Annotated in this window: 24 protein-coding genes; 17 read left to right on the forward strand and 7 right to left on the reverse strand. The window is 66.8% G+C overall.

Features of this window, described 5'->3' with window-relative positions; all coding sequences use genetic code 11:
• Positions 1-5 precede the first annotated feature (5 nt).
• Positions 6-584 (reverse strand): PadR family transcriptional regulator, encoded by a 579-nt coding sequence (locus MRBLMD1_RS16625; protein ID WP_364401589.1) that lies wholly within the window; start codon positions 582-584, stop codon positions 6-8.
• Between the two features lie 177 nt (positions 585-761).
• Here MRBLMD1_RS16625 and MRBLMD1_RS16630 point away from each other — a divergent pair, with 177 nt between their 5' ends.
• A complete protein-coding gene (locus MRBLMD1_RS16630; protein ID WP_364401592.1) occupies positions 762-2,933 on the forward strand; it encodes a transglycosylase domain-containing protein in 2,172 nt (723 codons plus the stop codon).
• A gap of 135 nt (positions 2,934-3,068) precedes the next feature.
• Here the strand turns inward: MRBLMD1_RS16630 and MRBLMD1_RS16635 are convergent, their stop codons facing one another.
• The 3 genes from MRBLMD1_RS16635 to MRBLMD1_RS16645 form a co-directional block, all read right to left on the reverse strand.
• Positions 3,069-3,662, reverse strand: coding sequence for a DUF1992 domain-containing protein (locus MRBLMD1_RS16635; RefSeq protein WP_364402334.1), 594 nt, complete (start codon positions 3,660-3,662; stop codon positions 3,069-3,071).
• Positions 3,663-3,815: 153 nt separating this feature from the next.
• Complete coding sequence (locus tag MRBLMD1_RS16640; protein ID WP_159630569.1) at positions 3,816-4,313, reverse strand: SRPBCC family protein; 498 nt, start codon at positions 4,311-4,313, stop codon at positions 3,816-3,818.
• Between the two features lie 12 nt (positions 4,314-4,325).
• The gene (locus MRBLMD1_RS16645) at positions 4,326-4,658 is read right to left on the reverse strand and encodes an ArsR/SmtB family transcription factor (protein WP_364401596.1); all 333 of its coding nucleotides are present in this window, start codon (positions 4,656-4,658) and stop codon (positions 4,326-4,328) included.
• A gap of 90 nt (positions 4,659-4,748) precedes the next feature.
• Here MRBLMD1_RS16645 and MRBLMD1_RS16650 point away from each other — a divergent pair, with 90 nt between their 5' ends.
• Positions 4,749-5,477: a Type 1 glutamine amidotransferase-like domain-containing protein gene (locus tag MRBLMD1_RS16650; RefSeq protein WP_364401599.1), complete on the forward strand. Its 729-nt coding sequence runs from the start codon at positions 4,749-4,751 to the stop codon at positions 5,475-5,477.
• Positions 5,478-5,523: 46 nt separating this feature from the next.
• Here the strand turns inward: MRBLMD1_RS16650 and MRBLMD1_RS16655 are convergent, their stop codons facing one another.
• Entirely contained in the window at positions 5,524-6,258 is a 735-nt protein-coding gene (locus MRBLMD1_RS16655; RefSeq protein ID WP_159630563.1) for a GAF and ANTAR domain-containing protein, read from the reverse strand.
• 214 nt (positions 6,259-6,472) lie between these two features.
• Between MRBLMD1_RS16655 and MRBLMD1_RS22000 the strand changes: the two genes are divergently transcribed.
• The 14 genes from MRBLMD1_RS22000 to MRBLMD1_RS16725 all read left to right on the forward strand — a co-directional run bounded on the left by MRBLMD1_RS22000 (position 6,473) and on the right by MRBLMD1_RS16725 (position 14,036).
• On the forward strand, positions 6,473-6,937 hold the full coding sequence (locus MRBLMD1_RS22000) for a hypothetical protein (protein WP_414703707.1): 465 nt from the start codon (positions 6,473-6,475) through the stop codon (positions 6,935-6,937).
• A 237-nt stretch (positions 6,938-7,174) separates the two neighbouring features.
• Positions 7,175-7,426, forward strand: a complete 252-nt coding sequence (locus MRBLMD1_RS16665; protein WP_364401602.1) for a hypothetical protein — start codon at positions 7,175-7,177, stop codon at positions 7,424-7,426.
• Entirely contained in the window at positions 7,423-8,190 is a 768-nt protein-coding gene (locus MRBLMD1_RS16670) for a GAF and ANTAR domain-containing protein (protein WP_364401605.1), read from the forward strand. Before MRBLMD1_RS16665 ends, MRBLMD1_RS16670 begins: the two co-directional genes overlap by 4 nt.
• 226 nt (positions 8,191-8,416) lie before the next feature.
• Complete coding sequence (locus MRBLMD1_RS16675) at positions 8,417-8,611, forward strand: hypothetical protein (RefSeq protein WP_364401607.1); 195 nt, start codon at positions 8,417-8,419, stop codon at positions 8,609-8,611.
• 195 nt (positions 8,612-8,806) lie between these two features.
• Positions 8,807-9,286 carry an Asp23/Gls24 family envelope stress response protein gene (locus tag MRBLMD1_RS16680; protein WP_364401609.1) on the forward strand — a complete coding sequence of 160 codons (480 nt, stop codon included), beginning with the start codon at positions 8,807-8,809 and terminating at the stop codon, positions 9,284-9,286.
• Positions 9,283-9,474 carry a DUF2273 domain-containing protein gene (locus tag MRBLMD1_RS16685; protein WP_364401612.1) on the forward strand — a complete coding sequence of 64 codons (192 nt, stop codon included), beginning with the start codon at positions 9,283-9,285 and terminating at the stop codon, positions 9,472-9,474. The genes MRBLMD1_RS16680 and MRBLMD1_RS16685 overlap by 4 nt, the downstream gene beginning before the upstream one ends.
• Complete coding sequence (locus MRBLMD1_RS16690) at positions 9,471-9,893, forward strand: hypothetical protein (RefSeq protein WP_364401615.1); 423 nt, start codon at positions 9,471-9,473, stop codon at positions 9,891-9,893. Before MRBLMD1_RS16685 ends, MRBLMD1_RS16690 begins: the two co-directional genes overlap by 4 nt.
• A complete protein-coding gene (locus MRBLMD1_RS16695) occupies positions 9,890-10,471 on the forward strand; it encodes a hypothetical protein (RefSeq protein WP_364401617.1) in 582 nt (193 codons plus the stop codon). The genes MRBLMD1_RS16690 and MRBLMD1_RS16695 overlap by 4 nt, the downstream gene beginning before the upstream one ends.
• The gene (locus MRBLMD1_RS16700; RefSeq protein ID WP_364401620.1) at positions 10,468-11,085 is read left to right on the forward strand and encodes a hypothetical protein; all 618 of its coding nucleotides are present in this window, start codon (positions 10,468-10,470) and stop codon (positions 11,083-11,085) included. Before MRBLMD1_RS16695 ends, MRBLMD1_RS16700 begins: the two co-directional genes overlap by 4 nt.
• A gap of 33 nt (positions 11,086-11,118) precedes the next feature.
• Positions 11,119-11,349 (forward strand): CsbD family protein, encoded by a 231-nt coding sequence (locus MRBLMD1_RS16705; protein WP_364401622.1) that lies wholly within the window; start codon positions 11,119-11,121, stop codon positions 11,347-11,349.
• A 113-nt stretch (positions 11,350-11,462) separates the two neighbouring features.
• Positions 11,463-12,029: an RNA polymerase sigma factor gene (locus MRBLMD1_RS16710; RefSeq protein ID WP_414703716.1), complete on the forward strand. Its 567-nt coding sequence runs from the start codon at positions 11,463-11,465 to the stop codon at positions 12,027-12,029.
• Positions 12,026-12,607, forward strand: coding sequence for an Asp23/Gls24 family envelope stress response protein (locus MRBLMD1_RS16715; RefSeq protein ID WP_364401628.1), 582 nt, complete (start codon positions 12,026-12,028; stop codon positions 12,605-12,607). The genes MRBLMD1_RS16710 and MRBLMD1_RS16715 overlap by 4 nt, the downstream gene beginning before the upstream one ends.
• Entirely contained in the window at positions 12,604-12,936 is a 333-nt protein-coding gene (locus MRBLMD1_RS16720; RefSeq protein WP_364401631.1) for a hypothetical protein, read from the forward strand. The genes MRBLMD1_RS16715 and MRBLMD1_RS16720 overlap by 4 nt, the downstream gene beginning before the upstream one ends.
• A 62-nt stretch (positions 12,937-12,998) precedes the next feature.
• Positions 12,999-14,036: a nitronate monooxygenase gene (locus MRBLMD1_RS16725; protein WP_364401634.1), complete on the forward strand. Its 1,038-nt coding sequence runs from the start codon at positions 12,999-13,001 to the stop codon at positions 14,034-14,036.
• A 99-nt stretch (positions 14,037-14,135) separates the two neighbouring features.
• Here MRBLMD1_RS16725 and MRBLMD1_RS16730 read toward each other — a convergent pair whose 3' ends face one another.
• Positions 14,136-15,176, reverse strand: coding sequence for an NAD(P)-dependent alcohol dehydrogenase (locus tag MRBLMD1_RS16730; protein ID WP_364401637.1), 1,041 nt, complete (start codon positions 15,174-15,176; stop codon positions 14,136-14,138).
• Between the two features lie 152 nt (positions 15,177-15,328).
• Positions 15,329-16,345 (reverse strand): zinc-dependent alcohol dehydrogenase family protein, encoded by a 1,017-nt coding sequence (locus MRBLMD1_RS16735; RefSeq protein ID WP_364401640.1) that lies wholly within the window; start codon positions 16,343-16,345, stop codon positions 15,329-15,331.
• Positions 16,346-16,485: 140 nt separating this feature from the next.
• On the opposite strand from MRBLMD1_RS16735, the gene MRBLMD1_RS16740 reads away from it, so the two are divergent.
• Positions 16,486-17,379, forward strand: a complete 894-nt coding sequence (locus MRBLMD1_RS16740; RefSeq protein ID WP_159630535.1) for a helix-turn-helix transcriptional regulator — start codon at positions 16,486-16,488, stop codon at positions 17,377-17,379.
• The last annotated feature ends 163 nt before the right edge of the window (positions 17,380-17,542 follow it).

The following is a 17,542-nucleotide window of genomic DNA, read 5'->3' on the forward strand; positions in this document are numbered from 1 at the left end:
GCGTTCTAGTCCGCAAGGATCTTGTAGAGCGCGCGGCGCAATTCGTCCATCTTTTCGACGGCGGCAGCCCGCTGTTCCCCGGTCACTCCGGCGCGGAACTGGTGGATGGCACCCATGAGCTTGGCGATGCTCTGATGGAAGTCCCGGTCCGCGCTGTCCGGTTCAGCGTTCCACGCGTTCTCCATTTCCTCCGCGTGTTCCGCCACGTAGGCGCGGCCTGCATCGGTAAGGGCAAACTCAGTCCCGCGGCCTTCGCTGAGCGCCTCAATCAGGCCCTCGTCCACCAGCTGCTGGAGCGTGGGATAGATGGATCCCGGGCTGGGCCGCCACACGCCACCGGTCTTGGCGGCAATGGTCTTGATCAGTCCGTAACCATTGGACGGCGCCTCCGCCAGGAGTGACAGGATGGCCGCGCGCACATCACCGCGGCTGGCCCGCCGTCCGCCGCGTCCAAAGCCGGGGCCGAACCCCGGACCAAAGCCTGGACCGCGGTGCCCATGGGGGCCGCGGTGGCCCCTCCCCCGCTCGAAGCGGCCCCTGCCGAACTCAGGGCCCGGTTGTTTGTCGTCGAATATGCCTTTCATGGTGGCATCGTCCTTTCATACTGTCGTGTTCGCTGTGGATTCAGCGATAGTTAACGATATGTCGGTAACTATCGCTGGTCAATGGTCTGGCGTGATCAAATCCTGACCTTTCCGGCTCTGGCTCGCTCCCCGGCGGGAGCGTATCCTGATCCCACCTTCGAGCGCGGGGGCTGAGGAATGGCAAGGAAGCGGAAGCGCAGGCCCGGTTTTGGGACAGTTCTGGGACGGATCCTGGGATTCCTCGCAGCGAGTGTCATGTGCGGCGTGCTGGCGGCCAGCCTGGTGGTGCCGGCCGTGGCCGCCGCGGGCATGGGGGTCAGTTCCTCGATCGGATTCTTCGACAGCCTGCCCGCTGAACTGACCGTGCAGCCGCCATCGCAGGCCACCAAAGTCCTCACTTCCGACGGGCAGCAAATCGCCACCTTTTACGCGGAAAACCGCGTGAAGGTGCCGCTGGACCAGATGTCGCCCTTCATCAAGGAAGGCATTGTCGCCATCGAGGACAGCAGGTTCTACGAGCACGCCGGTGTGGACCCGCAGGGGATACTGCGGGCGCTGGTGTCCAACCTGACCAAGGGCGGCGAGCAGGGCGCGTCCACCATCACGCAGCAGTACGTCACCAACGTCCTGAACGAAGCGCAGCTTTCACAGGACAGGCCGGACGCGGTGGTGCTGAACGGGCAGAAGAACCTGGGCGACAAACTGCGCGAAATGAAGCTGGCCGTCACACTGGAGAAGAAGTACACCAAGGACCAAATCCTTGAGGGGTACCTCAATATTGTGTTCTTCAGCAGCAACGCGTACGGGATTGAAGCGGCGGCACGCTACTTCTTCAGCACCACCGCGAAGGACCTTACCCTCCCCCAGGCCGCCTTGCTGGCCGGGGTGGTCAACAGCCCCACCCTCTACAACCCGGCCACCAATCCTGATAAGTCGATCGTGCGCAGGAACCAGGTCCTGTCCGAGATGCTGCGCCTGCGCAAGATCACGCGGGCCCAGTACGATGCCGCCGTAGCCACCCCGATCCAGCTGAAGATCACGCCGCAGCAGCAGGGCTGCGCCAACGCTGCCATGGCGCCGTACTTCTGCGACTACATCTCCCATCTGATCCTGAACAATCCCGCCTACGGGCCCACCGAGGCTGACCGCGAACGGAAGCTTTACCGCGGCGGCCTCACCATCACCACCACCCTGGACAGCAGGCTCCAGGCAGCCGCCCAGGCCCAGGTGGACGAAACGGCGGGCGCGAACCCGGACCGGTGGGCGGCCTCGCTACTGACCCTGCAACCGGGCAGCGGCAAGATCCTGGCCATGGCCCAGAACACGTTCTTCCTCCCGCAACCAGGCAAGTTCGACACCAACCTGAATTTCAACGTGGATGCCAAGGACGCCCAGGGCAACGACCTGAACGGCGCCGGCGGGTTCCAGCCCGGGTCCACCATGAAGCCCTTTACCTTTGCGGAGTGGCTGAACGAGGGAAAGTCGCTCACCGCCGAAGTGGACGCCTCACGGCGGGTCTATCCGCTGGGGTTCCCGTGGAAGGACAGCTGCGGGAAGGTGCTGGGAGCGTACAGCACGGCCCAGGCCAACCCTGCCCTCGGCGCTGCCGATGACCTGCAGAATGCGGAGGACGGCTTTTACCGCCCAATGCCCGTCAATTACGGCCTGTACAACTCGATCAACACGGCCACCTTCGCTTCGGCATCCCAGCTCGACTTTTGCGGCATCCAGAAGATGGTGGACGCCGTAGGGCTGCACAGCGGCCTGGACAGCACCCCGGTCAACATGCATCAGCTGGGCAACCTCCTCGGCGGCACCGGCGTGGCACCCCTCACCCTGGCAAATGCCTTTGCCACCTTCGCCACGGAGGGCCGCTATTGTGCTCCCATCGCCCTGGTTGATGTCACTGATCCCGCCGGGGCAAAACTGCCCGCCCAGGCCCCCGACTGCCACGACGCCGTCAAACCCGACGTGGCCCGCGGCGTCAACTCGGTACTGCAGGACGTGCTGAAGAAGGGTTCCGGCGTCTGGATCAACCCGAAGGTGCAGGACAAGGTTCCGACAGCCGCCAAGACCGGAACCTCGAACAACAACGGGTCCACCTGGGTTGTTGGCTACACTACCGGACTGGTCACGGCGTCCTTCTTCGGCGATGCCCTCGAAGGCCAAAAGCGGGCAGGGCAGAACGTCACCATCAACGGCACGTTCTACCCCCGCCTTGACGGGTACATGATTGCCGGGCCGCAGTGGGCCAATTACATGCTCAAGGTGGCACCCCTCTACCCGGCGGGTCCGTTCGCGCCGCCGCCCGCTTCGATGATTGGGCCCAATCCCAACTACAGGCCGTAGCCCGGCTGGCACTTCCATCCCGGCCAACGCCGCGTCGCAGCAGGTGTGCAGAAGGATTGGCCTGGCCCACCGGGGCCAGAGCGGCAAGTACTACAACGCCTTGTGCGAGCTGTTCGGGAGCACAAACCCTTCCGCCTAGCCCGTGCCCTTCCAGAGGCGCTTCCACCAGGACCGCTCCGGCTCCGGCTCAGCAGGCGCCTCCACCGCGCGCGCGGTCCGGCGGCTGCGCCAGCGCTCCACTTCGTCCTCCACGTCCCGGGTCCTGGTGACCACCGGCGGGCCGCCCTGGAGCTGGCGGCGGGCGTCGATCACGCGCCGGTTGAAATCCTGCAGGATTTCGCGGACCTGCTGCTCGGTATACTGGGCGTCCAGCCTGGCGTCGAGTCCGGCGTCCTCAGTGCGGAGCAGGATGGCCGCCGGGCCCAGGCCGCTGATGTTCTCCCGCTGGATCAGCCCCTTCACCCACCAGTCGGGATCGTACGATTCGCCCAGGCCCGGGATCGGCTTGCCCGCGTACTTCAGGTTGTCGAACTTGCCTTGCGCCATGGCGTCGCGGACCAGGTATTCCGCCCGGGCGGCATCGCTGACTTTTTTGCGCTTCTCCCGCTCCTGCGCGTCGAGGGCATCCAGCGCGGCTTCCTCCTCGGCGCTGATGCCGGCACCACGGTATGACCGGACTTCGGCCGCACGCTCCAGGCGCTTGCGGAAATCCCCTGCGCCGCCGCTCATTGCCACCACCGCCTCTCCTCGCTTGGCCCCCATCTTCCAGTATTCAACGGTGGGCTTGGGCGTTCAACGCCCAAGGTGGGCGGACGACGGCGGCGCGTCCCGCCGTCGTCCGCCCACCCGGCGCTGTGGCAAAGGGTGGCGGTTGGTGCGCTGTCAGGCGTTGGCGTGCTCGGCGAGGATGCCGTCCATCTGGCCGACCGCCTCCTTGAGTCCTTCCTCCATCCCCATCTGCATCATCTGCTCCAGCTGTTCCTCGGACTCGAAGGTGGACAGCATGGTCATCCGGGTCCGCTCCCCCAGCGGCTCCAGGGTCACCGTGGCGTGGCTGATGCCGAACTCCCCCGTGGGGTTGCCGTCGCTGTCCGCGAACCCGTCGTCGAACTGCAGCTCCCGCGGGGATTCGATGCTGGTGAACTCCCACCAGCCGTGCGCCTTGTCCCCGCCAGGTCCTGTCATGTAGTAGCTGGCCCGGCCGCCGGGAACAAAGTCATGTTTGTAGAAAGTGGCGGGATAGGTGGGCGGTCCCCACCAGCGCTCCAGCCGGCGCGGATCCTCGAAGAGCTGCCAGACCCGCTCCACGCCGGCGTCGAACTCGGCGACGAGGGTGAGGCTCAGGGCCTCGGGGTTCTTATCCGTACTGATGACTGTCATGGCAATGCCTTCCTAACCTTCAGCGAGAATATCGGCCATCCGGGAGGCCCGCTGCCGCCAGATCTGTTCATAGTCATCGAGCAGCCGCCGGGCGTTGTGCAGTCCTTCGTGGTTGCCCCGCACGATCTGCTCCCTTCCGCGCTTTTCCTTAGTGACCAGTGATGCGCGTTCCAGCACCGCCACATGTTTTTGGACGGCGGCGAAACTCATGGCGTACAGGGCTGCCAGGCCGGACACGGAGTACTCGCCCACGGTGACCCGGCGGACGATGTCCCGCCGGGTGGAGTCGGCGAATGCCTGGAAGAGGCGGTCCGTTTCGGTCTCGCCTAGCTTTTCTACAACCATTTGGTTGTACGTTAGTCCAGCAATGACGGCAGGTCAAGCGTTTTTCCTTCCTCCGGCAGCCCGGCAGCGCCGGCCGGTACCTTAGAGCCCATGAGCATTTTCCTTGCCGGGGCCGGCCCGGATCCGCTGGGTTTTCCGGACGTCTTTGACCGGTTCGTGGAGGATATCCGGCGGCATGCCGCGCCGGGCCGGCCTGCCCGGGTCGCCATTGCCGTGCATCACCACGGCGGAAGCCTGCAGGAGCTGGTGGAGGCCTGCGCAGGCCCGCTCCGGCCCAGGCTTGACTGTGAGGTGGTGGCGGTGCCGCTGGCAGAAGGCAGGACGGCGGATCCGGCTGGGTTCAGCAGTGTGGACGGCGTGGTGGTGGGCGGCGGATTGACGCCGGCGTACTGGAGTGGCCTCCTCCCGGCGGCCACGGCCATCTCCGGGCTGGTGGCAGGGGGCGCCCCCTATCTGGGGTTCTCCGCCGGAGCCATGGTGGCACCAGCCCGCGCGCTGATGGGTGGCTGCCGGATCAACGGGGCGGATGTGTGCGGGGAGGAGTGCTCGGAGGGCCTGGACGCAGTGGACGTTCGGGAGGGCCTGGGGCTGGTCCCGTTCGCGGTGGACGTCCACGCCGCCCAGGCCGGGACATTGAGCCGCGCGGTGGGCGCCGTGGCAGCAGGCCTGGTGGAATGGGCGGTTGCCATCGATGAGGGCACGGCAGTGGTGCTGGAATCAGTCGGAGCCAGGGACTACGAGGTCATTGGCAGCGGCAACTGCTGGGACATCCGCACGGCAGAAGGCGGGGCGGCGGTGTCCGTGCGGACCGCCCGTTGACCGGACGGGGACCGCTGGTGGACGGCAGGGAGCCTGGGGTGCCGGCCTAGGCCTCGAAGTGCGTCTGGATGCTGCTTCCGGACAGCTGTTCAATCAGTTCCTTGGCCACGTCCCGCAGCTTCCGGTTGCGGTTGCTGGAGACCTTGGTGAGGATCTCCATCGCTTCTTCCTGGGAACACCGGTTCTGCGCCATGATGACGCCGCAGGCCAGGTTGATGGCGGTCCTGCTCTCCAAGGCAGCTTCGAGGTCGTCTGCCCGGTTCTGCGCGGTGTGGATGCGGACCGAGAGGTGCAATGTGTTGTGGGCGGCGGCGGCGAATCCCGCCGCTTTGTCGTAGACGTCTGCCGTGAACACGCCCGGCTTGGTGGCGAAGAAGTTCAGGGCAGCACTGGCTTCGCTGCTGATTTCCAGTGGCACGCCCAGGGTGCTCTGTACGCCCCGGCCTGCCAGTTCCTGGTTGTACTTGGTCCACCGGGGGTCCCGCGCGACGTCGTCGATCAGCACAGGTGCCATCTCGCGCAACGCACGGATACACGGACCGTCCCCCAGCGCCTGCTCGATGAGGTCCAGTTCCAGGGCCCGGGCACTGCTGCCGGCCGCAGTGGTGGGCCGGCGCCGGAGCTTCAGGGTCACCGCGCACTCAATGTCGTCACCGGCAGCCGCGGATACTGCCGCTGCCGCCATTCCCGAGAGTCCGGACAGGAACTCCACGGCATTTTCAGCACCCACCAGGACCTCCTGGAGGTTCTGGACGGTCACATCGTCGGCAGGATTCAGCATGGGGTTCATCTTACGGTCGCCCGGCCCCCGCGCGGCAGCGGAGCGGGCATTTACGGGGGCTTAAGCTGAAGTCTCAGGGATCCGCTTGGACTTACGCACGACGAAAGGCTTCAGCAACTTATGGGGAAGGCACGCCAAACGGGCAGCCCGCTGCAGTCCGCCAGCGCCTCGACGCCTGCCGGGTCGCCGGCAGGCCCGAACTAGGAACCAGCCTGTGGGCTTCGATCCAAACGAGCCGGAACAACGGCGCCGGCTCCGGGCGGCCATGAAAGCCGCCGACATCTCCATTTCGGCGTTGTGGCTGAAGTACTTTGGCTTGTCCGGGGACGCGGGCGAATATGAAGTGGAGGCCTATCTGCAGGGGCTCCTCTCGTTGCCGGCAAGCCAGCGCGACCTCCTGGCACTGGCAGCGAACGAACTCATAGAGGACTTGCCGCGCCCCCGCGCCCCGTATTCCGATGACTTCTCCCGACAACCAGGTGGTTCCCCTGCCGGGCGGTCAGATACGGGCCTGTCATCAAACACGGGCCAGTCATCAGACACAGGGCAGTCATCGGACACAGGCCAGTCAGAGGATGCCTCCGGCCGGGGAGATGGGGACGGCCGCAGCTTCCTGCCGGACGCAGAACACGACAGTGACGGCGGCGCGGGGCCGGGGACGACGACACCCGGCCCATAGGCGGCCGGGTCGCGCGAAGGCAACCGGCCGCTATACCAGAAGGACCCCCAAGGGCGTAGTGTCAAACGTAGGAGATTTCGGGATGGCACCAGGATCCGGAGGTTGAATGCACGGGCCGAACGCGCCAAGAGCGGGCGGCCGCCAGCCAGGAAAAGCAATATCTGGCGCAACTATGGATCGAGGCCAGATGGCCGGGAACAATGCGCTGACCACCGCCGGGCCAACGGGACCGCAAGGATGAACGCCGACTGGACCGGGGACCCTGACCAACTGCTGGAAGCCGACGAGCAGCGAAGGGATGTGGCCCGGCGTTTCCGCGAGACGCAGCTACCGATGCTGAAACTGTGGACGTACTACTACGGCCTAGGCGGCGACGCTGACGAAATGTCATTCGACGCCTACCTCAACGAAGCGCTCCACCTTCCGGCCTCCCAAGTGGGATTGATTGCCACGGCCATGAGGGAACTGTCAACGGACGAGGACCAATGACCGGCAGTGACGGGCAGCCCTTCCCGGACCCCGACGAACTGCCGCTGGAGGCAGCAGAGCTGTCCTTGCAGCAACTGGTGCTGGAAAGCTCGGACATCAAGGCGTTCCTCACTGAACTGGCGATCCTGGCCAGTACGCGGCTGTCCGGCCCCGGGAACACGATCCACAGCGGCGTCACGGTGCTGCGGCACAAGCGGCCCCAGGCCGTAGCGGCAAGTGACGCTGCGGCACGGGCCCTCGATGAGCTGCAGAACGGATTCGGCCAGGGCCCCTGCCTCACCGCGCTCCGGCAGGGAACCACCCTCCTCGTGCCGGACCTGTCCGCCGAGGACCGCTGGGGACCCTATATCCGGACGGCTGCAGCGCACGGCGTGTCCTCCATCCTCGCCGTCCCGCTGGACCTGGCGGGGGACGCAGAAGCGGTGCTGAACCTCTACTCGGGCCGCAGCAACGGGTTCTCCGGCGAGGACGTCGCCACCGTGGAGTCGTTCGCGGCCCAGGCGGCCAGTTCCCTGCGGCTGATCCTGCGGATTTCGCAGCTCAGGGAAGCCAGGAATGACCTCACCGCCGCAATGCAGTCACGCACCGTGATCGACATGGCCGTCGGCGCGATCATGGCCCAGAACCGCTGCGACCGGGATACCGCCTTCAGCATCCTCACGCGGGCCTCGAGCACCAGGAACATCAAGCTGCGGGAAGTGGCCGCCACGGTCATTACCTCGATTTCAGGGGAAGAGAGGATTACTGCCTACTTCGACGAGTAGCTGTGGCGCCGGTCACACGTGATGAGATTCACTCGCAACAAATGCGTGATTTGGTTGAGCAGGCCCGTCCGCCATGGGCACTATGGATAGGCAGGGCCGGAATATCCGCCCTTGACATCCTGGTGACGCAACGAGGCCCACCGGTGAGCGCAGGCCACCGACCCTCCGAGCGCGGACAGGCCACTGCCGGGGACACAACCGGCTTGACACAGGAAAGTACTGAACAATGACGTTTAACACTGCCGAATCCGTGACGCTGAAGATCTGGGACCGGACCTCCCTCCACGAGACCCTCGATTCCGCGGTCTCCGACCTCTCCGCGCGCCACAACACCACCAGCTGCCGCATCGCCGTCACCTGCAGCGGACCTAACACCTTCACCTTGAGCGTCCGCGGGAACGAGCCGGCACTGGCCCTCTAAGCGGCCCACCCGCACAGGGCGTTGACGACGGCGGGCCCCACCCGCCGTCGTCAACGCCCTTTTTGCTGCCCGGATCCGAAAGTGACGACGATCACACCAAAACGTGCGTGAGGTTTTCCGCTCCCGCTGCGTCTTACTTGTGAGGGCGCACGACGCGCCCTGGAATCCAGTTCCAGAACAAGAAGGAGCGACGCAATGACCACGCAGACGCAAACCCCCGCAACGGTCCAGCAGAAGAAGACGGCTGCCGCCCCTGCCCATGAACTTTCCTCCGCCGCCGGCCACGACGGCCGCGGACGCACCACGGTGGCGGACGGCGTGGTGGCCAAGATCGCCGGCATCGCCATCCAGGAGATTGACGGTGTGCACGCCCTGGGCGGCGGCGCAGCCCGGGCCCTGGGCAACCTTCGCGAAAAGGTTGGCCAGAAGGACCTGACCCAGGGCGTCAATGTCGAGGTGGGCCAGACCCAGGTTGCCGTTGATGTGACCCTCGTGGTGGAGTACCCGCACCCCCTCCAGCAGGTGGCGGACAACGCCCGCGACGCCGTCTACTCCGCTGTGGAGGACCTGGTGGGCATGGAGGTCACCGAAGTCAACATCACCATCACGGACATCCACGTTCCGTCCGATGGTGAGGACACAGACGACGCCGACCGCGAACCGAGGGTTGCATGACCCCGGTGGTTGCCGGGACGGCCGCCGGAGCCGTCCTGGCGCTGGCCGCCCTGGCCTTCGGATTCTGGGGCTTCCTGCTGACGGCGCTCTTCATGGGAACAGGAGCCGCACTGGGAAGGGCCGCTGAAGGCCGGCTGGACCTCGGCGCCGTGCTGGATGCCCTGCGCGGCCGCCGCTCGTCAACGTGACCACGCAGGCGCACACCCGCCAGGGCCACACCCAGATTGAGCAGGCAGCGCTGCGCCACGCCCTGGAAGCGGTGGCGGCCGGTGCCTTCAGGGTCCGGCCGGAGGACGTGTCAGCCACACTGCAGGACGATGCGGGAAAGCTGGGTGTGGACCTCCTGGTGCGGCTCCCGCCGCCCCCGTTGCCCGGACCGTCCGCACTCCAGGGACCGCCGGGACAGGGACAGCTCCCAGTGCTGGAGCGCGCAAGCATCGCCCGGCTGAGGATTTCCTCCCTGGGCCAGCAGATCACCGGGCTGCAGTGCGGCCGCATCAACATCCGCCTCGGAGCGGGAGGCCGGGCCGTCCGCGAGGACCGGGTGGACCAGCGGGAGGACCAGGCAGACCGTTCAGACCGCAGATTGGACAGGAGGAAACCGTGAACCAGGGACGCATCACCAACCGGATCATCCGCCGGGAAACGCACTCATCGCGCGCCGGCTTATCCGTCCTTACCGCAGTCTTGCTGCTGGTGGCCTGCCTGTGGCTGGGAACCGAAAGCGTCCTGTCGCTGCTGGGGCAACCTGCGCTGCTGGCATCCCCAGGCCATCTCGCATCGCTCGTGGCAGCTGTTCCAGAGGCCGTCCTGCCCGCGGGCCTGGTGTCCGGCGGAACCCTCGTTGCCCTGGCCGGTGCCGGCCTGCTGCTCGCGGCGGTCAAGGGCGGGCGCCGCGGCCGGCGTGCCATGCTCAGCGGCCGCAGCGCCTTGGTGGTGGACGACGAAACAATCGCTGCCGCCATCTCACGCAAGGTGCGGCTGGCCGCCAACCTGGCCCCCGGGCAGATGGCCACCACCGTGACCCGCAACCGCGCTATGGTCCACGTCCACCCGACGTCGGGCATGACCCTGGACCCGGCCGTCCTCACGGCGGCGGCAGCCGAGGAACTGGCATCCCTGCGCCTTCGCAAAACCATCCCGGCACAAGTCCGGGTTGCCACGGAAGGAGCGGTGGGACGATGAACAGCACCAACAGGGCCATGAACAGGCTCCTCCTGGCCACCGCCGGGCTGGTGCTGCTGGCGGCGGGCCTGCTGGCCGCGGGAGCGGGACTGGTTCCCGCTGTCCGGGAACAGTGGAATGCCGTTGCCACTGGCCTGCTGGAACGGTGGCAGGCCTTGCTTCCCACCGCACCGGCACCGGAGCCCCTGGGCAGTTGGTGGTCCCTCGCCCTGCCCGCGCTGCTGCTCCTGGGTGCGGCGGCAAGCATCTTCTGGTTGACGCGGCAGGGCGGCGGCCGCACCGGCACTGCCGCCAGCGAACAGGATCCGGAGTCCGGGGACACGGCAGTGGACGTCTCCTACCTGGCCGCAGCGGTGGACGAGGCCCTGAAAGGCAACCGGGCCGTCGTCGGAAGCTCCCTGACAGCCTGGCGGGGCCGCACCAAACGGAACACAGCCCCTGCCCTGCGGCTCACGCTGCAGGCCCGCAAGGGCGCCTCCCCCCGGGAGGTCGCGGACCTGGCGGAGGACCTGGTCGGCGCGATTGATGCGCTCCTGGGTCATCACCCCACTGTTCTGGTCCGAATAGGAAGTGGAACCAGGACAAAGCTGGCCCGCGCACACCGCGCCGGCTGAGCAGAAACAGGAATCACAACGGAAGGAAGCACCATGGGACTCGACGACAATCTCAACAACGCAGCCACCAACCACCTCGGCGCAGCCAAGGAAGGTGCAGGGAAGCTGACCGGCAACGAGGAGCTGGAGCGCGAGGGCCAGCGGGACCAGGCCCAGGCCAAGCTGCAGGAGGCCGGCGAAAAGGTCAAGGACGCCGCCAAGGGCATCGGCAGCAACCTCAAGGACGCGGCGGCCAAGGTCAAAGAGGGCTTCAGCAAAGAGTAGGCAGTCCCCCTGCGGCAGGTCCGCTCCACCTCCGTGGTGGGCGGGCCCGCCTGCCGCCCGTCAGGCGCTCGCGCCGATAGTGAAAGCAGAAACCGGTGACAGGTTTACCCTTGGTGCGGGACCAGTTGGACGTGGTCCCCGATGCCATCCTGGCAGGCAGGGCAGCCGACGGCGACACGGCGGCTTTCGAGTCCCTGGCCCGCCGCTATGGTCCACACATGCGGGCAGCCGCCCGGCGCCTGACGGGTTCGTATGCGGACGCGGATGACGTGGTGCAGGAAGTGTTGGTCCAGGCGTGGCAGCAGCTGGACACACTGCGCGAACCCGCTGCGGTAAAGGGCTGGCTGCTGCGGCTCACCGGCAGCCGCAGCATCGACCTGCTGCGGAGGCGCCGGAACCACGCCAGCCTCACCACGGCGGACGGGGAGGCGCCGGCGGATACTGTGTCCCCGGGCGCAGGGCCGGAGACAGCGGCCGTGGCCGGTGCCGGCATTGACTCCCTGAAGGTTGCCCTGTCTGCGTTGCCCGAAGAGCAGCGGCGCTGCTGGATCCTGAAGGAAATCAACGGCCAAAGCTACGAAGAGATTGCCCGGACCCTGAACATCAGCCCAGCCAGTGTCCGGGGGCGGCTCGCCCGGGCCCGGATTACACTGGTCCGCGAAATGGAAGATTGGCGATGAGCATGCCCAACGACACGTTCGAGTGCGGCCACACGCTCGAGGAACTCAGCCTCTACCTGGACACCGGTGAATTCCCCGATCCGCCCCATCTGGAATCCTGCCCGGAGTGCCGCAACGGCCTCGACTCCCTCCGGCGGCTCTCCGCGGCCGGCGACGAACTCTTCGCCAGTGACCTGGCAGCTGCCGGCAGCGGCACCGACGACTGGCTGAAGGACATCCTGGCAAACCTGGCGCTGGAACTGCGGCCGGGACGGAGCATCCCGCTGAGCTCCGACGATCCCGCGGACACCCTGTCCGAAACCGAGGGTTCCATCGTTGCCCTGGTCCGGTCCGTGGCGGACAGCCGGCCGGGAGCAGTGGCCGGCAAGGTCCGGCTGGAGGGAGACGTCACCGTTCCGGGCAGCCCTGTGGCGGTCCGGCTGGACCTTGCGGTCCTGTTCGGCCATGCGCTCATGGCCAGTGCGGCGTCGCTCCGGCAGGATCTGGCCGAGGCGCTGGCCCGCCACACCGAGCTGAACATTTCGGCCATCGACATCACCATTACCGACGTCATCGACGCACCACGGGAGGAATCGTGACCACGGCTCTGCAGCAGGCCATCATGGCGGTCGACGGCGTCACGGAAGTCTTTCCCGCCCGGACCCTGTGGCAGCGGCTTCCCGGCCAGGCGGCATCCCTGCTGCAGCGGAACAACGCCGACGCCCCTTCGCTGGTCGAGGTCCGGGAAGACGGCGGCCGCACCGAGGCAACTGTCCGGATCGGCGTCAGCCCGGATGCCCGGACACCGGAAGTGGTCCGCGCCGAGGCTGCCGCCGTTCGGAGCCATTTGGCGCCGGGCAACGTCGCCGTCCAGGTCACGGTGGTACGCATCGCGGCCGGTCCGCCGCCCGCAGGCCGGGAGGGCTGAGCGCGTCCAGTCACCAACCGGCGTAGCATTCGTCAGGTACACCCAAACGACGGGAAGGGCATATGGCTGCGCACCGGAAAAGCACCAGGTTCAGGTTCGAGTCGCTGGCGCTGCCCGTCATCCAGGCGCCCATGGCCGGGGGACCGTCCACCCCGCGGCTGGCAGCGGCCGTCAGCGGGGCGGGCGGCCTGGGCTTCGTTGCGGCTGGCTACAAGACTGCCGCTGCCATGCGCGCCGAGATCGAGTCCGTCAGGAGCCAAACGGACAAGCCGTTCGGCGTGAACCTCTTCGTACCCCAGGCGTCCGTCATCAGTCCGGCGTCCCTGCAGCAATACGCCGATTCGCTGGCCCCGGATGCTGAGCGCTTCGGCGTGAGCCTCGGCGAGCCCCGGCATGACGATGACGACTGGGACCAAAAGCTCGAGGCCTTGCTGGACCTGGCACCGGCGGTGGTTTCATTCACCTTCGATATTCCGGAAACCAGCGTGGTGGAAGCACTGCAGCACCGCGGGATGTACGTCATCGCCACGGTCACGGACCGTGAAGAAGCGCTGCAGGCGCTCGCGGCAGGCGCCGACGCCCTGTGCGTCCAGGGTCCGGAAGCCGGAGGCCACCGCGGAACGTTCAAACCTGACGCGCCTGCTCCCCTGGTTCCCCTCCACGGGATCCTGGGCGGGCTGTCTGATCTGGAGGTGCCCCTCATCGCGGCGGGTGGCATTGCCTCGTCGGAGCACACCCGGGCTGCGCTGGCCGTCGGAGCGGTTGCGGTCCAGGCCGGCACCGCGTTCCTCCGCGCTGATGAAGCGGGGACCAAGCCCACGCACCGGGCTGCCTTGTCGGCGTCGGACCATTTCACCACCACTGCCGTCACCCGTGCCTTTTCCGGCCGCAACGCGCGCGGCCTCTACAACGGGTTCATGCGCCGCCACGACGGCGACGCCCCGTACGGCTACCCCGAGATCCACCACCTCACCACTCCCCTGCGCGCCGCTGCCGCGGCAGCAGGGGAGCCGGAGTGGCTGAACCTGTGGGCCGGCATCAATTACCGGGACACGAGGGAAGGCTCCGCGGTTTCCATCCTGGAAAGCCTCGCGCCGTAAGGCTTGGGCCGCCGTCGTCCGCTGTTTAAAGCCCGACGGCGGGCCGGCCCCTTGTGGGAGCCGGCCCGCCGCGCGCGCCGTGAAAGCGGGGGTGGTGCTTTAGAAGGTGGCGGTGTCGATCACGAAGCGGTACCGGACGTCCGAGGCAAGGACGCGCTCGTAGGCGTCGTTGATCTTCTCGGCCGGGATGACCTCGATCTCGGCACCCAGGTGGTGCTCGGCGCAGAAGTTCAGCATCTCCTGGGTCTCGCGGATGCCGCCGATCATGGAACCGGCGAAGGAACGGCGTCCGCCGATCAGCGCGAAGGCGTTGACGGGAAGCGGTTCCGCGGGGGCACCCACGTTGACCAGGGCGCCGTCGAGCTTCAGCAGGCCCAGGTAGGAGCTGATGTCGATCGAGGCGCTGACCGTGTTGATGATCAGGTCGAAGGAGCCGGCGAGTTCGGAGAAGGTGTTCTCGTCGCTCGTGGCGAAGTAGTGGTCGGCGCCGAGCTTCAGGCCGTCCTCCTGCTTCTTCAGCGACTGTGACAGGACGGTCACCTCGGCTCCCATGGCGTGGGCCAGCTTGACGGCCATGTGGCCCAGGCCGCCGAGGCCGACGACGGCAACGTTCTTGCCGGGGCCGGCACCCCAGTGCCGCAGCGGTGAGTAGGTGGTGATGCCGGCGCACAGCAGCGGTGCGGCGACGTCGAGGTCGATGCCCTCGGGGATGGTGACGACGAAGTCTTCGGTGACCACAACGTGGGTGGAGTAGCCACCCTGCGTGATGGTGCCATCGCGGTCAACGGCGCCGTAGGTGCCGGTGTTGCCCTTGAGGCAGTACTGCTCCTCGCCCTTCTGGCAGTTGACGCATTCCCGGCAGGAGTTGACCATGCAGCCAACACCAACGCGGTCGCCCACTTTGTGCTTGGTCACCTCGGCCCCCACCTCGGTGACGATGCCGGCAATCTCGTGGCCGGGCACCAGCGGGTACTGCTGCGGGCCCCAGTCACCGCGGACGGTGTGGATGTCCGAGTGGCAGATGCCGGCGAACTTAATGTCGATCAGGACGTCGTGAGGGCCCACTTCGCGGCGCTCAATGGTGGTAGCCACCAGGTCCTCCGTGGCGGACGGGGATGCATAAGCCTTGACGGTAGTCATGGTTCTCCTGTGATCTGTTGGGGGGACATATAAATGCTACCGGGGTTGTTCGGAGCAAACCCGGGAAAAGGGGGCACCAAGGTGGCCCTGTTGTGACTGGTCTTGAGAGTCCTACCCTTTGGGCCCGTGTGGGCCATCGGGGCAAGGATGCGCTAGGGGCGCAGCAGCACCTTGATTGCGCGGCGTTCGTCCATGGCCTTATACGCGTCCGCGGCCTGCTCGAGCGGGAGTTCCAGGTCAAACACTTTTCCGGGATTGATCGTGCCGCCGAGGATCAGGTCGATCAGCTCGGGCAGGTATTGCCGGACCGGAGCAGGGCCGCCGTGCAGGTGCACATGCGAGTAGAACAGGTCCCGCCCGGGCAGCGCCACATCGTGGGAGACTCCCACAAAGCCCACATGGCCGCCTGCCCTGGTGGCGTGGATGGCCTGCAGCATCGATTCCTGCGTGCCCACGGCTTCGAGGACGGAGTGCGCGCCGAGGCCGCCGGTGAGTTCCTTGATCTTCTTCACGCCCTCGTCCCCGCGCTCCTCCACGATGTCCGTGGCGCCAAACTCGCGTGCCAGCGCCTGCCGGTCCGCGTGGCGGGACATGGCGATGATCCGTTCAGCGCCCATCTGCTGCGCTGCGAGGACCCCCAAAAGTCCCACGGCGCCGTCGCCCACTACTGCCACTGTCTTGCCCGGGCCCACCTCGGCCGCCTTCGCGGCGAACCATCCTGTCCCCAGGACGTCGGAGGCTGCAAGCAGCGACGGAACCTTGGCGGCGTCGGGCATGCCGGGTGTTGCCACCAGGGTGCCGTCCGCCAGCGGGACGCGCATGTATTCCGCCTGTGCACCGCCCACGCCCTGGCGGTGGACACACGCGCTCTGGTAGCCGGAGCGGCAGATTTCGCAGGTGTTGTCCGAGGCGAAGAATGACCCGACGACGAACTGTCCAGGGCGGACATTCCTGACCCCGGCACCGACTTCCTCGACGATTCCGACGTACTCGTGGCCCATCGGCGCGGGCTTGGAAATTTTGTCAGCGCCGCGGTAGGGCCACAGGTCCGACCCGCAGACGCAGGCGGCAACGAGTTTGATGACCGCATCCGTGGGCTGCCGGACTGCTGGTTTGTCACGATTCTCGACCCGGACGTCTCCGGGCGCGTGCATGATGGTTGCGCGCATGCTGGGTCCTCCACATGGTGAAACGGCTGAAAGGGACAGTCCCATCAAACCCGGCCCCGGCACCGTTGGCGAGGGCCCTGCTGTAACTGGTTCTGGCAGAACCTCCTTAGGGTCCTGCCATCCGTCGTAACGTGTTCCCTATGGATAACCGAGCCGAGGTACGGCAGTTCCTGTCTTCACGCCGTGGGCGGATTACCCCCGAGCAGGCCGGCATCGAACCCTATGGCGGCCGCCGCCGTGTACCGGGGCTCCGGCGCGAGGAAGTGGCGCGGCTGGCCGGAGTCAGCGTGGACTACTACACGCGGCTGGAACGGGGAAACCTGCACGGCGTTTCTGACAGCGTCCTGGATGCCATCGCCGGTGCCCTGGAACTGGACCGCGCAGAGCATGACCACCTCTATGACCTGGCCCGGGCAGCCAACACCTCGGGCCGCAAGCGGGCTGCGGGTACCGGCGGCTCCGCCCCGTCCAAGGTCCGGCCGGAGCTGCAATACCTGCTGGATGCCATCACGGAGGCGCCTGCCTTCATCGGCAACAACCGCCTGGACATCGTGGCCGCCAACACCCTGGGCTATGCCCTGTATTCGGACATGTACCGCACTCCGTCGCGGCCGGCCAACCACTCCCGGTTCATCTTCCTGGACCCCCGCGCGCACAACTTCTACACGGACTGGGACCGGGCGGCCAACACCAACGTGGCCATCCTGCGACGGGAGGCCGGCCGCAATCCCCATGACAAGGGCATTGCCGAACTCATTGGTGAACTCTCGATGCGCAGCGACGAATTCCGCACGCTGTGGGCAGCGCACAACGTCCGCCGCCACTACGCGGGCACCAAGTTCTTCCAGCATCCCGTGGTGGGGCTCCTCGAGCTGAACTACCAGGTGCTGGGCCTGGAAGAGGACCCGGGGCATACCCTCACCGTTTATCCCGCCACCCCCGGCAGCCCGTCCGAGGAAGCCCTCAAGCTCCTGGCCTCCTGGGCCGTCACCGAGAACATCGTGGAAACGGTGCAGGCGAAGGTGGGCGGCTAGAAGCCTGCCTGGGGCGGCACCCGCCGCACCATCCGGCGGCCCGGAATCCACGTCCAGTCACATGAACTGCCGTTGCGGTTCCCTTAACGCAGGTTTCGGTTCGTGGCGCAGCATTGCCTGTTTTGTCTCAAGGATGGCGCCATAAGTAGCGCCGTTTCGCCGC

The sequence above is a fragment of the Pseudarthrobacter sp. LMD1-1-1.1 genome, from assembly GCF_040676255.1.
Classification (GTDB): Bacteria; Actinomycetota; Actinomycetes; order Actinomycetales; family Micrococcaceae; genus Arthrobacter.

Bases quoted from the DNA above. Each gene is read 5' to 3' on its own strand.
- MRBLMD1_RS16725 (WP_364401634.1), top strand. From the start codon at position 12,999: ATGGCTGCGCACCGGAAAAGCACCAGGTTCAGGTTCGAGTCGCTGGCG.
- MRBLMD1_RS16670 (WP_364401605.1), top strand. From the start codon at position 7,423: ATGACCGGCAGTGACGGGCAGCCCTTCCCGGACCCCGACGAACTGCCG.
- MRBLMD1_RS16645 (WP_364401596.1), bottom strand. From the start codon at position 4,658: ATGGTTGTAGAAAAGCTAGGCGAGACCGAAACGGACCGCCTCTTCCAG.
- MRBLMD1_RS16715 (WP_364401628.1), top strand. From the start codon at position 12,026: ATGAGCATGCCCAACGACACGTTCGAGTGCGGCCACACGCTCGAGGAA.
- MRBLMD1_RS16705 (WP_364401622.1), top strand. From the start codon at position 11,119: ATGGGACTCGACGACAATCTCAACAACGCAGCCACCAACCACCTCGGC.
- MRBLMD1_RS16625 (WP_364401589.1), bottom strand. From the start codon at position 584: ATGAAAGGCATATTCGACGACAAACAACCGGGCCCTGAGTTCGGCAGG.
- MRBLMD1_RS16650 (WP_364401599.1), top strand. From the start codon at position 4,749: ATGAGCATTTTCCTTGCCGGGGCCGGCCCGGATCCGCTGGGTTTTCCG.
- MRBLMD1_RS16700 (WP_364401620.1), top strand. From the start codon at position 10,468: ATGAACAGCACCAACAGGGCCATGAACAGGCTCCTCCTGGCCACCGCC.
- MRBLMD1_RS16735 (WP_364401640.1), bottom strand. From the start codon at position 16,345: ATGCGCGCAACCATCATGCACGCGCCCGGAGACGTCCGGGTCGAGAAT.
- MRBLMD1_RS16685 (WP_364401612.1), top strand. From the start codon at position 9,283: ATGACCCCGGTGGTTGCCGGGACGGCCGCCGGAGCCGTCCTGGCGCTG.
- MRBLMD1_RS16680 (WP_364401609.1), top strand. From the start codon at position 8,807: ATGACCACGCAGACGCAAACCCCCGCAACGGTCCAGCAGAAGAAGACG.
- MRBLMD1_RS16640 (WP_159630569.1), bottom strand. From the start codon at position 4,313: ATGACAGTCATCAGTACGGATAAGAACCCCGAGGCCCTGAGCCTCACC.
- MRBLMD1_RS16630 (WP_364401592.1), top strand. From the start codon at position 762: ATGGCAAGGAAGCGGAAGCGCAGGCCCGGTTTTGGGACAGTTCTGGGA.
- MRBLMD1_RS16635 (WP_364402334.1), bottom strand. From the start codon at position 3,662: ATGAGCGGCGGCGCAGGGGATTTCCGCAAGCGCCTGGAGCGTGCGGCC.
- MRBLMD1_RS16655 (WP_159630563.1), bottom strand. From the start codon at position 6,258: ATGCTGAATCCTGCCGACGATGTGACCGTCCAGAACCTCCAGGAGGTC.
- MRBLMD1_RS16675 (WP_364401607.1), top strand. From the start codon at position 8,417: ATGACGTTTAACACTGCCGAATCCGTGACGCTGAAGATCTGGGACCGG.
- MRBLMD1_RS16665 (WP_364401602.1), top strand. From the start codon at position 7,175: ATGAACGCCGACTGGACCGGGGACCCTGACCAACTGCTGGAAGCCGAC.
- MRBLMD1_RS16740 (WP_159630535.1), top strand. From the start codon at position 16,486: ATGGATAACCGAGCCGAGGTACGGCAGTTCCTGTCTTCACGCCGTGGG.
- MRBLMD1_RS16730 (WP_364401637.1), bottom strand. From the start codon at position 15,176: ATGACTACCGTCAAGGCTTATGCATCCCCGTCCGCCACGGAGGACCTG.